Source organism: Dickeya fangzhongdai, from assembly GCF_002812485.1.
Lineage (GTDB): Bacteria > Pseudomonadota > Gammaproteobacteria > Enterobacterales > Enterobacteriaceae > Dickeya > Dickeya fangzhongdai.
The window spans coordinates 3,911,019-3,925,772 of record NZ_CP025003.1 but is presented as its reverse complement, the minus strand read 5'-3'; the positions used below and the strand labels follow the sequence as shown (position 1 = coordinate 3,925,772).

Sequence of the window (14,754 nt, the reverse complement as noted above, 5' to 3'; positions counted from 1 at the left end):
CTGACCCTGTTGGTATGGCGTAACCGCCAGACAGACCTTATGGTACCGCCTGTTTGCGTCGACGAATAAAATAAACGGTAATCGTTTTACGTTCCTCGCTTCGCATTATTGCCTGCCTTTATCAGGGTGTTCCGAACGAAAATACGCGTCGGGACCGGACAGATTTCGTCATTTTTGGTTATAGGGGGAGTTTGGCGCATGGGAAGCCAAATCGTGAACTGGCGTCAGATCGCTGTGTGTTCGGTTATTACTCTGGGATTGGCCGGTTGTGCAAATGACAATAATCAGGCGGCCCCGATCAGCAGCGTGGGAGATAACGGCGCAGGAAGTCGTTCGGGCAGTACCACCACCTATTCGCCGCCGCCGCGCATTTCCAGCGTGGGCAGCGTGAGCAATAATACTCAAACCGTTCCTTCGGCGGGCATCAGCCGCCCTCCCAGCGATGCGGGGGTCACTACCCGTGAAGGTAAGATTGTCTATAACCGCAGCTATAACAGCATCCCCAAAGGGAGCTACAGCGGCAATACCTACACCGTCAAACGCGGGGATACCCTGTTCTATATTGCCTGGATTACCGGCAACGATTATCGCGAACTGGCGCAGCGCAACAACATTCAGGAACCTTACAGCCTGAATGTGGGCCAGTCGTTAAGCCTCGGTAGCAATATGAATGCCGGCGGTAGCACCCAGGGCATGGCGATTGCCAGCGCGCCGACGACGGTAACGACATCCGCACCGGTGGAAATCAGCCCGTCCAACAGCGGTCATATGCTGCCTGAAAATGCCGCTAAAGCCTCCGGCAGCGGCCGTATGCTGTCAGGCAACGCCACCGCCAGCAGCAGCGGTCATATGCTGCCGGCTAACGCAGCCGCCGCAGCTGCCGCGCAGCCGTCATCGGCAACACAAATGCAGACTACGCAGGTTGATTCTCAACCAACTAATGCGTATTCTGAAAGTTCGGGTAAACAGAATGTGGGTAAGATGTTGCCCACGGCGGGAGCCGCGACCACGCTTCCGACCACCGAACCGACGCAAACGAACACGGCAATTGCCAGCTGGCGTTGGCCTACAGACGGGAAAGTCATAGATAGTTTCTCAGCCTCAGAGGGGGGAAATAAAGGGATTGATATCGCCGGCTCACGTGGGCAATCCGTTATCGCTACCGCATCCGGGCGTGTAGTGTATGCGGGTAATGCGTTACGTGGTTACGGTAATCTGATCATCATCAAACATAATGATGATTACCTGAGCGCCTATGCCCATAACGAAACCATGCTGGTCCGGGAACAACAAGAGGTAAAGGCGGGTCAACAAATTGCTACCATGGGTAGCACCGGAACCAGTTCAGTACGCTTGCATTTTGAAATTCGTTACAAGGGGAAATCCGTAAACCCGCTGCGTTTTCTTCCGCAGCGATAAATCGGGCAGAGTATTTCGGTATTCTGCCATGGGATCACGGGTAGGAGCCACTTATGAGCCAAAACACGCTGAAAGTTAACGAGTTACATGAAGATGCTGAATTCGATGAGAATGGAATCGACGTTTTTGACGACAAAGCGCTGGCGGAGGAAGAAACCGGCGATAGCGACCTGCTCGACGAGGAATTGCTTTCGCAAGGAACTGCTCAGCGCGTGCTGGATGCAACCCAGCTTTATCTGGGAGAAATCGGCTACTCACCTCTTCTGACCGCTGAAGAAGAAGTTTACTTTGCCCGTCGGGCGCTGCGCGGCGATGTTTCATCTCGCCGCCGCATGATCGAGAGTAACCTGCGGCTGGTGGTGAAAATCGCCCGCCGCTACAACAATCGGGGACTGGCGTTGCTGGACCTGATTGAAGAAGGAAACCTCGGTTTGATCCGCGCAGTCGAGAAGTTTGACCCTGAACGCGGGTTCCGCTTTTCGACTTACGCCACCTGGTGGATCCGTCAGACCATTGAACGGGCCATCATGAATCAGACTCGCACCATCCGTTTACCCATCCATATCGTCAAAGAATTGAATGTCTACCTGCGTACCGCACGCGAACTGTCCCACAAGCTTGATCACGAGCCCAGTGCGGAAGAAATCGCCGAGCGGCTGGATAAGCCGGTAGATGACGTTAACCGTATGCTGCGTCTCAACGAGCGCATCACCTCGGTGGATACGCCGCTGGGCGGGGATTCGGAAAAGGCGCTGCTGGATATTCTGGCCGATGAGAAGGATAACGGCCCGGAAGATACCACGCAGGATAACGATATGAAGCAGAATATCGTTAAGTGGCTGTTTGAACTGAACGCAAAACAGCGTGAAGTGCTGGCTCGCCGTTTTGGCCTGCTGGGATATGAAGCCGCCACGCTGGAAGATGTGGGTCGTGAAATCGGGTTGACTCGTGAACGGGTGCGCCAGATTCAGGTAGAAGGGCTGCGCCGTTTACGCGAGATCCTGCAGGTGCAGGGGCTGGACATCGAAGAACTGTTCCGCGAATAACTCGCACAATAACTAACATGGCACAAAAAAATGGTGGGATACCCCACCATTTTTTATATCTGCAATTAGGTTCGTGCGTTATCGGGCACACTGAGACAGCAGGAACTCGACGATATCGCCGGCCTTGATCATCTCTTTTTCGCCTTTACGGCGGTGCTTGTATTCGATCTCGTCGTTATCCAGATTGCGATCGCCGATCACGATGGTGTGCGGAATGCCGATCAGTTCCATATCCGCAAACATCACGCCGGGGCGTTCTTTGCGATCGTCCAGCAATACATCGACGCCGTTGGCGCGCAGTTGCTGATAGATATTCTCGGCCACTTCCTGCACGCGGAAGGACTTATGCATGTTCATCGGCAGAATCGCCACCTGGAACGGCGCAATGGCGTCAGGCCAGATAATGCCGCGATCGTCATGGTTCTGCTCAATGGCGGCGGCGATCACGCGTGTTACGCCGATACCGTAGCAGCCCATGGTCAGCGTCTGATTGCGGCCGTCTTCGCCCTGAACCGTTGCTTTCAAGGCTTCGGAGTATTTCTTGCCCAACTGGAAGATGTGGCCGACTTCAATACCACGCTTAATCAGCAGCGTGCCTTTGCCGTCCGGGCTGCGATCGCCTTCCACTACGTTACGGATATCGGCAACCTGCGGCAGAGCGGTATCGCGTTCCCAGTTAATGCCGAAATAGTGTTTGCCGTCGATGTTGGCGCCGGCGCTGAAATCGCTCATCGCTGCCACGGTACGATCGACCACAACCGGCACCGGCAGATTTACCGGCCCCAGCGAACCCGGACCGGCCTTAACCACCGCACGGATTTCTTCTTCAGTCGCGAAGGTCAATGGGCTGGCGACCAGCTCCAGTTTTTCCGCTTTGACTTCGTTCAGTTCATGATCGCCACGCACCAGCAGCGCAACCAACTTATGGCCGCTTTCTTCGGTCGCTTTCACCAGCAGGGTCTTGACGGTTTTTTCCACCGGCACTGCGAATTGTTCCACCAGCTCGGCGATGGTTTTGGCGTTCGGGGTATCCACCAGCGTCATGGCCTGAGTCGGCGCCGCGCGGCCGTGCTCCGGCGCCACGGCTTCCGCCAGTTCAATGTTGGCGGCGTAATCCGACCCGGTAGAGAACACGATGTCGTCTTCGCCGCTGCTGGCCAGAACCTGGAATTCATGCGATGCGTTACCGCCGATGGAACCGGTATCGGCCTGTACGGGGCGGAAATCGAGATCCATGCGGCTGAAAATCTTGCTGTAGGCCGCGTACATGGCATCGTAAGTGACCTGCAGGGATTCCTGCGTGGTGTGGAACGAGTAGGCATCCTTCATCAGGAACTCGCGGGCGCGCATTACGCCAAAACGTGGGCGCACTTCGTCACGGAATTTGGTCTGGATCTGATAGAAATTCAGCGGCAACTGCTTGTAGGAGCTGATTTCATTGCGGATCAAATCGGTGATGACTTCCTCATGCGTTGGGCCGAGCACAAACGGACGGTCGCCTCGGTCAACAAAGCGCAACAGTTCCGGGCCATATTGTTCCCAGCGGCCGCTTTCCTGCCACAGGTCGGCGGGTTGAACTACCGGCATCGAAATTTCGATGGCGCCGGCATTGTTCATTTCTTCACGCACGATGTTTTCGACTTTTTTCAGCACCCGCAACCCGGTCGGCAACCAGGTATAAAGGCCGGAAGCCAGTTTACGAATCATCCCGGCTCGCAGCATCAACTGATGGCTGATGACTTCGGCATCGGCGGGCGTCTCCTTCAGCGTGGAGAGCATGTATTGACTTGTACGCATGATGTTTGAGTTCCGTCAGAACAAATAAATAGCATTAACCACAACGTGGTTCAGGCAGAAAAAGTGGTTTAGTTTACCAGTGCGGGCCGTTCCCCAAAAGGCGCAGCCACGTTTTTTAACCGGCATCGAGGCTGATGACTTCCGTTTGACCGTCAATAACCTGCCATTTGACATTAAATTCCAGCAACCGCGCGACATAGACCTTGAGGTCATCTTCTCCTTTGCGGTAAGCCGGGCGGGGGTCCTGCGCCAGCACCTGGCTAATGAAACGCCGCAGATTGGGGTGACGCTGCTGATGTTCCGTCAGTTGTTGCTCCGCCAGAACGGAAAAATGGATCGGCATATCGGCTTCGGGCGCCAACTGGGCAAAACCGGCCCGCGCCTGCGGCTGACTTTCCGCGAACGGCAGGTAGGGTTTGATGTCCACGACCGGGGTGCCGTCCACCAGATCCAGACTGCCCAGCTCCAGTATCACGCTATCCCGCATGGTGCGTATCGCTTTCAGTTCAACCAGCGACATACCGATCGGGTTAGGGCGAAACGTTGAGCGGGTAGCGAACACGCCCATGCGGGCATTGCCGCCTAGGCGAGGCGGCCTGACCGTTGGGCGCCAGCCCGCGGAGGCTGTCTGGTGGAAAATGAACAGCAGCCACAGGTGGCTGAAATCTTCGAGCCCGCGTACGGCCTCGGGTTGGTTATAAGGCGAGAGGAGATGTAATTCTCCGCCGCCATCCTTAATCAGACCGGGCTGTCGGGGTACGGCAAATTTTTCTTTATAAGGTGAGCGGATAACGCCGATCTGATTAAAGCAAAATTGGCTCATTGCGCGGAAACTTTCAGTGCATAACCCTGGCAGACAGCCTGACGGTAGCATCCCGCTACATTACTGATGATCTGGCAGTCATGCAGCAGCACGGCATTGGCTTTCATGGCGGTGGCGCGATTCTGCATTCTTCTACGGGCAGACGGAATGCTGGGCGGCGAGTCCTGCGCGCTGGCCTGGCAGGATGAACCAGACACTTCACCCATATCGCGGAACGGCTTACCTACCAACTCTTCGGCACTTTTATACAACACGGCAGGGGCGGGATGCGTGACCGGCTTCGGCTTCGGCGGAGGTTCCACAGCCACTGGTGTCTGCGGTTGTGGTGCCGGCGCAGCAGGTTTGTGCAGCAGGGAACATCCTGTCAGCGAAAACGCCAACAGCAGAACAGGTACAGCACGCATAAATTTTCCTCTGGCTTGGATAAAGTGCGGTTATTGAAGCAAGCAATACAGAAAATAACAAGACGGGCAGTTGCCCGTCTTTCATCTCTTTTATGCAAGAAAGTAAGTATTAACTTACCATCCTTTCACCGCGCCACCATTAAATGTTTTCAGCGCCGCCTGATTTACTTCGTCAGACTGATAAGCCTTTACGAATTTTTTCACGTTTTCTGCATCTTTATTGTCTTCACGAGCAACCAGCAGGTTAACGTACGGTGAGTCTTTTTCTTCTACGAACAAACCGTCTTTGGTCGGGGTCAGGTTGATCTGGCTGGCATAAGTGGTGTTGATGATGGCCAGAGCAATCTGATCGTCATCCAGAGAGCGCGGCAGCTGCGGTGCTTCCAGTTCGACCAGCTTCAGGTTTTTCGGGTTTTCAGTCACATCCAGTACGGTCGGCAGCAGGCCAACGTTGTCTTTCAGTTTGAGCAAGCCCACTTTCTGCAGCAGCAGCAGCGAACGGCCCAGGTTGGTCGGATCGTTCGGCAGGGCGATCTGAGCGCCGTTTTGCAGGTCATTCAGCGATTTGATTTTTTTGGAGTAACCGGCGATCGGATACACGAAGGTGTTGCCGACGGAAACCAGCTTATAGCCGCGATCCTTGATCTGCTGGTCGAGGTACGGTTTGTGCTGGAAAGCGTTCAGGTCGATATCACCTTTGCTCAGCGCTTCGTTCGGCAGCACGTAATCATTAAAGGTAACCAGTTCAACATCCAGACCGTATTTTTCCTTGGCGACTTTCTGCGCCACTTCCGCTACCTGCTGCTCGGCACCGACGATCACGCCCACTTTAATGTGGTTAGGGTTCTTCTGCTCCTGACCGCATCCGGCCAGCGCCAGCGCACCAATCAACGCACCAACCGCCGCGAGAGATTTCAATTTAATTGCCATTTTTTACCTCTGTTTAATGTTTTAACCTGCATCGAAGAATAATAGACGCGATGGTGAAACCCGTTATTTGTGGGTAACCGCGCGAACTGCTCTGTCACCAAAAAACTGAATGAGATAAACCAGAACCACCAACAGGACCAGCACGGTATTCATCACGGTGGCGTTATAGCCGACATAACCATACTGATAACCAATCTGCCCCAGACCACCGGCGCCGACCGCACCGCCCATGGCTGAATAACCTACCAACGTAATCAATGTAATAGTGGCGGCGTTGATCAGACCGGGCAGGGCTTCGGGTAGCAAAATCTTGCGGATAATCTGCAGCGGCGTAGCGCCCATCGCGCGTGCCGCTTCGATCAACCCGGTCGGAATTTCCAGCAGGGCGTTTTCCACCATGCGGGCGATAAAAGGCGCCGCTCCTACCGTTAACGGTACAATCGCTGCCTGTAGACCAATTGCGGTGCCTACAATCACTCGGGTAAAAGGAATCATCCACACCAGCAGAATAATGAAAGGAATGGAGCGGAAAATATTCACCAACGCGGAAATGCTGCGATAAAGCTTAGGATTGGCGATAATCTGCCCGGGGCGGGTGATATACAACAGCACGCCGACGGGCAAACCCAGCATAAAACCGAAAAAGCCGGACACGAATGTCATCACCACGGTCTCCCAAACGCCGCGGGCAATCAACCAGAGCATGGCTTCAGACATAACCCAATACCTCAATATTCACGTGATGTTGCTGCAGAAAGGCTATGGCTGCCTGGGTGTCGGTTTCCTGCCCGTGCATTTCGGCCAGCATGATGCCGAATTTCACACCGCCAGCGTAATCCATCTGCGCGCTGATAATGTTGTTGTTGACGTTGAACTTCCGGGCCACTTCGGACAATAGGGGCGCGTCGACCGACTGGCCAGTAAACTCCATACGCAGCAGCGGCACGCTGCCTGGGCGAGGCGTTGCCGACAGTCGCTGCTGATAGTCATCCGGAATATCCAGATGCAGGGTGGACTGGATAAATTTCTGAGCCAGCGGTGTTTTCGGATGAGAAAACACTTCGCTGACCGTATCCTGCTCAATCAGTTTGCCGTTACTGATAACCGCCACCTGATCGCAGATACGTTTAACCACATCCATTTCATGCGTAATCAACAGGATGGTCAGCCCCAGCCGACGATTGATGTCTTTCAGCAATTCAAGAATAGAACGGGTCGTGGCCGGGTCCAGCGCGCTGGTTGCTTCATCGCACAGTAGAACTTTGGGGTTGCTTGCCAGCGCGCGGGCAATGGCGACGCGCTGTTTTTGCCCGCCGGACAGATTAGCAGGATAGGCGTCATGCTTGTCCGACAGCCCGACCAAATCCAGAAGCTGATGCACCCGCTGTTTGATTTCAGCCGCGGGCGTGTTGTCCAGCTCCAGCGGCAGCGCCACATTGCCGAATACGGTACGTGAGGACAACAAATTGAAGTGCTGGAAAATCATGCCGATTTGGCGGCGGGTGCGCGTTAATTGGCTTTCCGACAGGCTCATCAGCTCTTTCCCGTCGATCAACACTTTCCCCTGAGTCGGTCTTTCCAGCAGATTCACGCAGCGAATCAGCGTGCTTTTACCTGCGCCTGATGCGCCAATCACGCCATAAATCTGACCCGCGGGCACGCGTAATGTCACGTCGTCCAGCGCAGTGACGGCGCGTCCTTTTTGCTGGAAAACCTTTGTAATATTAATCAGTTCAATCATAAGTTTTATCAAAGATGACGATGGCCGGACAAGAAACCATAATATTCCGACCTAATGTGGAGGGGATGTTAAGGCGTCTAGACGTCTAAGTCAATCGAGATCCCGTCAGGGATGACATTCTCTCTGGTGATGAAAACATGCGATACTAAGCACAATTTACGCCATCAGGAGCAAAGGTAAGTGGCAAACAGCGTCCCTGCAATTTTTCTCGACCGTGACGGTACCATTAATGTTGATCATGGCTATGTCCATGAAATCGATCAGTTCCAGTTCATTGACGGCGTGATTGACGCCTTGAATGAACTCAAAAAAATGGGCTTTGCTCTGGTGCTGGTGACCAACCAGTCAGGGATTGCCAGAGGTAAGTTTACCGAAGATCAGTTCATGCAACTGACCGAGTGGATGGATTGGTCGCTGGCCGATCGTGGTGTTGACCTGGACGGTATCTATTATTGTCCGCATCACCCTGATGCTGGCGAAGGAGAATATCGTCAACAGTGTGATTGCCGTAAACCTCAACCGGGGATGTTTATCTCTGCGCAGCGTCATTTGCACATTGATATGGCCGCTTCTTATATGGTGGGCGATAAAGTTGAAGATATGCAGGCAGCGCAGGCAGCGGGGGTAGGCACTAAAGTATTGGTTAAAACCGGCAAACCGATCACCGAAGAAGGCGAAAAATTGGCTGATTGGCTAATAGATAGCCTGGCGGACCTGCCAAAAACGATCAAACAGCACGTAAAATAGCCGTAAGGGTGGAAAAATGCGCGAACGGAAAAAAAGATCGAGAAAGTGGTTGTGTAACCCGTTCGGATCCCTATAATGCGCATCCACTGACACGGCAACGGCGATGAGCCAGCGCGGTGTGAGGCGGAGAAAGCGAGAAAAAAGTCGTTGACTCTGAATGAGGAAAGCGTAGTATACGCCACCTCGCGACAGCAGGCTGTAAGCCGGTCGCACTGCTCTTTAACAATCAATCAGACAATCTGTGTGGGCACTCGCAGGACGCTTCACTAAAATATTTGTGAAAAGTCTTGAAGAGTGACAACAGTTAATTCATACGAACTAACAGTAAATTCTTTGAGCACGTTTTCTTCGGAAAACACATCAAACTTTAAATTGAAGAGTTTGATCATGGCTCAGATTGAACGCTGGCGGCAGGCCTAACACATGCAAGTCGAGCGGCAGCGGGGGGAAGCTTGCTTCCCCGCCGGCGAGCGGCGGACGGGTGAGTAATGTCTGGGGATCTGCCTGATGGAGGGGGATAACTACTGGAAACGGTAGCTAATACCGCATAACGTCGCAAGACCAAAGTGGGGGACCTTCGGGCCTCACGCCATCGGATGAACCCAGATGGGATTAGCTAGTAGGTGGGGTAACGGCTCACCTAGGCGACGATCCCTAGCTGGTCTGAGAGGATGACCAGCCACACTGGAACTGAGACACGGTCCAGACTCCTACGGGAGGCAGCAGTGGGGAATATTGCACAATGGGGGAAACCCTGATGCAGCCATGCCGCGTGTGTGAAGAAGGCCTTCGGGTTGTAAAGCACTTTCAGCGGGGAGGAAGGCGGTAAGGTTAATAACCTTACCGATTGACGTTACCCGCAGAAGAAGCACCGGCTAACTCCGTGCCAGCAGCCGCGGTAATACGGAGGGTGCAAGCGTTAATCGGAATGACTGGGCGTAAAGCGCACGCAGGCGGTCTGTTAAGTTGGATGTGAAATCCCCGGGCTTAACCTGGGAACTGCATTCAAAACTGACAGGCTAGAGTCTCGTAGAGGGGGGTAGAATTCCAGGTGTAGCGGTGAAATGCGTAGAGATCTGGAGGAATACCGGTGGCGAAGGCGGCCCCCTGGACGAAGACTGACGCTCAGGTGCGAAAGCGTGGGGAGCAAACAGGATTAGATACCCTGGTAGTCCACGCTGTAAACGATGTCGATTTGGAGGTTGTGCCCTTGAGGCGTGGCTTCCGGAGCTAACGCGTTAAATCGACCGCCTGGGGAGTACGGCCGCAAGGTTAAAACTCAAATGAATTGACGGGGGCCCGCACAAGCGGTGGAGCATGTGGTTTAATTCGATGCAACGCGAAGAACCTTACCTACTCTTGACATCCAGCGAAGACTGCAGAGATGCGGTCGTGCCTTCGGGAACGCTGAGACAGGTGCTGCATGGCTGTCGTCAGCTCGTGTTGTGAAATGTTGGGTTAAGTCCCGCAACGAGCGCAACCCTTATCCTCTGTTGCCAGCACTACGGGTGGGAACTCAGGGGAGACTGCCGGTGATAAACCGGAGGAAGGTGGGGATGACGTCAAGTCATCATGGCCCTTACGAGTAGGGCTACACACGTGCTACAATGGCGTATACAAAGAGAAGCGACCTCGCGAGAGCAAGCGGACCTCATAAAGTACGTCGTAGTCCGGATTGGAGTCTGCAACTCGACTCCATGAAGTCGGAATCGCTAGTAATCGTAGATCAGAATGCTACGGTGAATACGTTCCCGGGCCTTGTACACACCGCCCGTCACACCATGGGAGTGGGTTGCAAAAGAAGTAGGTAGCTTAACCTTCGGGAGGGCGCTTACCACTTTGTGATTCATGACTGGGGTGAAGTCGTAACAAGGTAACCGTAGGGGAACCTGCGGTTGGATCACCTCCTTACCGAGTTGAAGTGCCTGCGTGGTGTCCACACAGATTGTCTGATGAAGTAAACGAGCGGTAAAACCTTATAGGCTTGTAGCTCAGGTGGTTAGAGCGCACCCCTGATAAGGGTGAGGTCGGTGGTTCAAGTCCACTCAGGCCTACCAGATTTCTCCTGATACTGCGTTGTGAAATAGCCCGCATATTGATGTATGCGTCGTCATTCCACGCCTTGTCTCAGAAGAAATTACGGGTAAAGGTTTACGTGTTGCATTCTATGGGGCTATAGCTCAGCTGGGAGAGCGCCTGCTTTGCACGCAGGAGGTCTGCGGTTCGATCCCGCATAGCTCCACCATTTACGAATGACTTCAGAGTATACTGGCGACAGTATGCTGCGAAGTATTCTGCTCTTTAACAATCCGGAACAAGCTGAATAATTTGAAACGACGGCATATGAGTGTGAATTCATGTGTTGTTCGAGTCTCTCAACATACCCGCATCCCGAGACACTTTCGGGTTGTGAGGTTAAGCGACTAAGCGTACACGGTGGATGCCTAGGCAGTCAGAGGCGATGAAGGGCGTGCTAATCTGCGAAAAGCGTCGGCAAGGTGATATGAACCGTTATACCCGACGATACCCGAATGGGGAAACCCAGTGTGATTCGTCACACTATCATTAACTGAATCCATAGGTTAATGAGGCGAACCGGGGGAACTGAAACATCTCAGTACCCCGAGGAAAAGAAATCAACCGAGATTCCCCCAGTAGCGGCGAGCGAACGGGGAGGAGCCCAGAACCTGAATCGGCTTGTGTGTCAGTGGAAGCGTCTGGAAAGTCGCACGATACAGGGTGAAAGTCCCGTACACGAAGATGCACAGGCCGTGAGTTCGATGAGTAGGGCGGGACACGTGGTATCCTGTCTGAACATGGGGGGACCATCCTCCAAGGCTAAATACTCCTGACTGACCGATAGTGAACCAGTACCGTGAGGGAAAGGCGAAAAGAACCCCGGCGAGGGGAGTGAAATAGAACCTGAAACCGTGTACGTACAAGCAGTGGGAGCACCTTTTGGGTGTGACTGCGTACCTTTTGTATAATGGGTCAGCGACTTATATTCTGTAGCAAGGTTAACCGCATAGGGGAGCCGCAGGGAAACCGAGTCTTAACTGGGCGTTAAGTTGCAGGGTATAGACCCGAAACCCGGTGATCTAGCCATGGGCAGGTTGAAGGTTGGGTAACACTAACTGGAGGACCGAACCGACTAATGTTGAAAAATTAGCGGATGACTTGTGGCTGGGGGTGAAAGGCCAATCAAACCGGGAGATAGCTGGTTCTCCCCGAAAGCTATTTAGGTAGCGCCTCGTGAATTCATCTCCGGGGGTAGAGCACTGTTTCGGCTAGGGGGCCATCCCGGCTTACCAACCCGATGCAAACTGCGAATACCGGAGAATGTTATCACGGGAGACACACGGCGGGTGCTAACGTCCGTCGTGAAGAGGGAAACAACCCAGACCGCCAGCTAAGGTCCCAAAGTCATGGTTAAGTGGGAAACGATGTGGGAAGGCCCAGACAGCCAGGATGTTGGCTTAGAAGCAGCCATCATTTAAAGAAAGCGTAATAGCTCACTGGTCGAGTCGGCCTGCGCGGAAGATGTAACGGGGCTAAAACCATGCACCGAAGCTGCGGCAGCGACGCTTAGGCGTTGTTGGGTAGGGGAGCGTTCTGTAAGCCGTTGAAGGTGGACTGTGAGGTCTGCTGGAGGTATCAGAAGTGCGAATGCTGACATAAGTAACGATAATGCGGGTGAAAAACCCGCACGCCGGAAGACCAAGGGTTCCTGTCCAACGTTAATCGGGGCAGGGTGAGTCGACCCCTAAGGCGAGGCTGAAAAGCGTAGTCGATGGGAAACAGGTTAATATTCCTGTACTTGGTGTTACTGCGAGGGGGGGACGGAGAAGGCTATGTCATCCGGGCGACGGTTGTCCCGGTTTAAGCGTGCAGGTGGGTGGACCAGGTAAATCCGGTCTGCTGTCAACACTGAGGCGTGATGACGAGGTACTACGGTACTGAAGTGACAGATGCCCTGCTTCCAGGAAAAGCCTCTAAGCATCAGGTAACATTGAATCGTACCCCAAACCGACACAGGTGGTCAGGTAGAGAATACTCAGGCGCTTGAGAGAACTCGGGTGAAGGAACTAGGCAAAATGGTGCCGTAACTTCGGGAGAAGGCACGCTGGGCATGGTGAAGTCCCTTGCGGACGGAGCTGAGCCCAGTCGCAGATACCAGCTGGCTGCAACTGTTTAATAAAAACACAGCACTGTGCAAACACGAAAGTGGACGTATACGGTGTGACGCCTGCCCGGTGCCGGAAGGTTAATTGATGGGGTTATCCGTAAGGAGAAGCTCTTGATCGAAGCCCCGGTAAACGGCGGCCGTAACTATAACGGTCCTAAGGTAGCGAAATTCCTTGTCGGGTAAGTTCCGACCTGCACGAATGGCGTAATGATGGCCAGGCTGTCTCCACCCGAGACTCAGTGAAATTGAACTCGCTGTGAAGATGCAGTGTACCCGCGGCAAGACGGAAAGACCCCGTGAACCTTTACTATAGCTTGACACTGAACCTTGAGCCTTGATGTGTAGGATAGGTGGGAGGCTTTGAAGTGTGGACGCCAGTCTGCATGGAGCCAACCTTGAAATACCACCCTTTAATGTTTGATGTTCTAACGTAGACCCGTAAACCGGGTTGCGGACAGTGTCTGGTGGGTAGTTTGACTGGGGCGGTCTCCTCCCAAAGAGTAACGGAGGAGCACGAAGGTTAGCTAATCCTGGTCGGACATCAGGAGGTTAGTGCAAAGGCATAAGCTAGCTTGACTGCGAGAGTGACGGCTCGAGCAGGTGCGAAAGCAGGTCTTAGTGATCCGGTGGTTCTGAATGGAAGGGCCATCGCTCAACGGATAAAAGGTACTCCGGGGATAACAGGCTGATACCGCCCAAGAGTTCATATCGACGGCGGTGTTTGGCACCTCGATGTCGGCTCATCACATCCTGGGGCTGAAGTAGGTCCCAAGGGTATGGCTGTTCGCCATTTAAAGTGGTACGCGAGCTGGGTTTAGAACGTCGTGAGACAGTTCGGTCCCTATCTGCCGTGGGCGCTGGAAGATTGAGGGGGGTTGCTCCTAGTACGAGAGGACCGGAGTGAACGCACCACTGGTGTTCGGGTTGTGATGCCAATTGCATTGCCCGGTAGCTAAGTGCGGAAGAGATAACCGCTGAAAGCATCTAAGCGGGAAACTTGCCCCGAGATGAGTCTTCCCTGGGCCCTTGAGGCCCCTGAAGGGACGTTCGAGACGAGGACGTTGATAGGCTGGGTGTGTAAGCGTAGCGATACGTTGAGCTAACCAGTACTAATGACCCGAGAGGCTTAACCTTACAACACCGAAGGTGTTTTGGTGAGAGAGACGAGAAAGAATTTGGCTTGTTCGACGGATGGATTCTGATGGTTGTGCGGCGCATGAGTGTGGGCATAACGGTTGGAATGAAAAGAATTTGCCTGGCGGCGAGAGCGCGGTGGTCCCACCTGACCCCATGCCGAACTCAGAAGTGAAACGCCGTAGCGCCGATGGTAGTGTGGGGTCTCCCCATGCGAGAGTAGGGAACTGCCAGGCATCAAATTATGTGTGCTGATATGGCTCAGTTGGTAGAGCGCACCCTTGGTAAGGGTGAGGTCCCCAGTTCGACTCTGGGTATCAGCACCACTTGTTTTAAATAGTGTTCGGCAAATTAAATAAAAGAATTTGTCTGGCGGCGAGAGCGCGGTGGTCCCACCTGACCCCATGCCGAACTCAGAAGTGAAACGCCGTAGCGCCGATGGTAGTGTGGGGTCTCCCCATGCGAGAGTAGGGAACTGCCAGACATCAAACAGCAAGAAAGGCCATCCATGCGGATGGCCTTTTTTC

General features: G+C 53.7%; 9 protein-coding genes, 3 tRNA genes and 4 rRNA genes. 10 read left to right on the top strand and 6 right to left on the bottom strand.

Features of this window, described 5'->3' with window-relative positions:
* Positions 1 to 198: 198 nt before the first annotated feature.
* Both nlpD and rpoS read left to right on the top strand, forming a co-directional pair.
* Positions 199 to 1,419 (top strand): murein hydrolase activator NlpD, encoded by a 1,221-nt coding sequence (nlpD, locus tag CVE23_RS17630; protein WP_038920050.1) that lies wholly within the window; start codon positions 199 to 201, stop codon positions 1,417 to 1,419.
* Positions 1,420 to 1,472: 53 nt separating this feature from the next.
* Positions 1,473 to 2,465 (top strand): RNA polymerase sigma factor RpoS, encoded by a 993-nt coding sequence (gene rpoS, locus CVE23_RS17625; protein WP_038666226.1) that lies wholly within the window; start codon positions 1,473 to 1,475, stop codon positions 2,463 to 2,465.
* A gap of 78 nt (positions 2,466 to 2,543) precedes the next feature.
* Here the strand turns inward: rpoS and proS are convergent, their stop codons facing one another.
* The 6 genes from proS to metN form a co-directional block, all read right to left on the bottom strand.
* Complete coding sequence (proS, locus tag CVE23_RS17620; RefSeq protein ID WP_100850043.1) at positions 2,544 to 4,262, bottom strand: proline--tRNA ligase; 1,719 nt, start codon at positions 4,260 to 4,262, stop codon at positions 2,544 to 2,546.
* Between the two features lie 115 nt (positions 4,263 to 4,377).
* Complete coding sequence (gene tsaA / locus CVE23_RS17615; RefSeq protein ID WP_100850042.1) at positions 4,378 to 5,085, bottom strand: tRNA (N6-threonylcarbamoyladenosine(37)-N6)-methyltransferase TrmO; 708 nt, start codon at positions 5,083 to 5,085, stop codon at positions 4,378 to 4,380.
* Positions 5,082 to 5,489 carry an Rcs stress response system protein RcsF gene (gene rcsF, locus CVE23_RS17610; RefSeq protein WP_100850041.1) on the bottom strand — a complete coding sequence of 136 codons (408 nt, stop codon included), beginning with the start codon at positions 5,487 to 5,489 and terminating at the stop codon, positions 5,082 to 5,084. Before rcsF ends, tsaA begins: the two co-directional genes overlap by 4 nt.
* 114 nt (positions 5,490 to 5,603) lie before the next feature.
* Positions 5,604 to 6,419, bottom strand: a complete 816-nt coding sequence (locus tag CVE23_RS17605; RefSeq protein WP_038920047.1) for a MetQ/NlpA family lipoprotein — start codon at positions 6,417 to 6,419, stop codon at positions 5,604 to 5,606.
* Positions 6,420 to 6,482: 63 nt separating this feature from the next.
* Positions 6,483 to 7,136 (bottom strand): methionine ABC transporter permease MetI, encoded by a 654-nt coding sequence (locus CVE23_RS17600; RefSeq protein WP_038920045.1) that lies wholly within the window; start codon positions 7,134 to 7,136, stop codon positions 6,483 to 6,485.
* Positions 7,129 to 8,160, bottom strand: a complete 1,032-nt coding sequence (gene metN / locus CVE23_RS17595; protein ID WP_038666237.1) for a methionine ABC transporter ATP-binding protein MetN — start codon at positions 8,158 to 8,160, stop codon at positions 7,129 to 7,131. Before metN ends, CVE23_RS17600 begins: the two co-directional genes overlap by 8 nt.
* A 180-nt stretch (positions 8,161 to 8,340) precedes the next feature.
* On the opposite strand from metN, the gene gmhB reads away from it, so the two are divergent.
* The 8 genes from gmhB (at position 8,341) to rrf (CVE23_RS17550) (ending at position 14,711) form a co-directional block, all read left to right on the top strand.
* A complete protein-coding gene (gmhB, locus tag CVE23_RS17590) occupies positions 8,341 to 8,907 on the top strand; it encodes a D-glycero-beta-D-manno-heptose 1,7-bisphosphate 7-phosphatase (RefSeq protein WP_038920043.1) in 567 nt (188 codons plus the stop codon).
* Positions 8,908 to 9,276: 369 nt separating this feature from the next.
* A 16S ribosomal RNA gene (locus CVE23_RS17580) occupies positions 9,277 to 10,818 on the top strand.
* A gap of 69 nt (positions 10,819 to 10,887) precedes the next feature.
* A tRNA-Ile gene (locus CVE23_RS17575) sits at positions 10,888 to 10,964 on the top strand.
* 112 nt (positions 10,965 to 11,076) lie between these two features.
* Positions 11,077 to 11,152, top strand: a tRNA-Ala gene (locus CVE23_RS17570).
* A gap of 168 nt (positions 11,153 to 11,320) precedes the next feature.
* Positions 11,321 to 14,227, top strand: a 23S ribosomal RNA gene (locus CVE23_RS17565).
* 120 nt (positions 14,228 to 14,347) lie between these two features.
* A 5S ribosomal RNA gene (gene rrf / locus CVE23_RS17560) occupies positions 14,348 to 14,463 on the top strand.
* 14 nt (positions 14,464 to 14,477) lie between these two features.
* Positions 14,478 to 14,553 (top strand) — tRNA-Thr (locus CVE23_RS17555).
* 42 nt (positions 14,554 to 14,595) lie between these two features.
* Positions 14,596 to 14,711: ribosomal RNA gene (gene rrf, locus CVE23_RS17550) — 5S ribosomal RNA — on the top strand.
* The 16S, 23S and 5S rRNA genes sit together here with 3 tRNA genes alongside, the layout of an rRNA operon.
* Positions 14,712 to 14,754 lie beyond the last annotated feature (43 nt).

What these genes read in the sequence shown, in the direction of transcription:
- nlpD (WP_038920050.1), top strand. Translation starts at nt 199, where the DNA reads ATGGGAAGCCAAATCGTGAACTGGCGTCAGATCGCTGTGTGTTCGGTT.
- rpoS (WP_038666226.1), top strand. Translation starts at nt 1,473, where the DNA reads ATGAGCCAAAACACGCTGAAAGTTAACGAGTTACATGAAGATGCTGAA.
- proS (WP_100850043.1), bottom strand. Translation starts at nt 4,262, where the DNA reads ATGCGTACAAGTCAATACATGCTCTCCACGCTGAAGGAGACGCCCGCC.
- tsaA (WP_100850042.1), bottom strand. Translation starts at nt 5,085, where the DNA reads ATGAGCCAATTTTGCTTTAATCAGATCGGCGTTATCCGCTCACCTTAT.
- rcsF (WP_100850041.1), bottom strand. Translation starts at nt 5,489, where the DNA reads ATGCGTGCTGTACCTGTTCTGCTGTTGGCGTTTTCGCTGACAGGATGT.
- CVE23_RS17605 (WP_038920047.1), bottom strand. Translation starts at nt 6,419, where the DNA reads ATGGCAATTAAATTGAAATCTCTCGCGGCGGTTGGTGCGTTGATTGGT.
- CVE23_RS17600 (WP_038920045.1), bottom strand. Translation starts at nt 7,136, where the DNA reads ATGTCTGAAGCCATGCTCTGGTTGATTGCCCGCGGCGTTTGGGAGACC.
- metN (WP_038666237.1), bottom strand. Translation starts at nt 8,160, where the DNA reads ATGATTGAACTGATTAATATTACAAAGGTTTTCCAGCAAAAAGGACGC.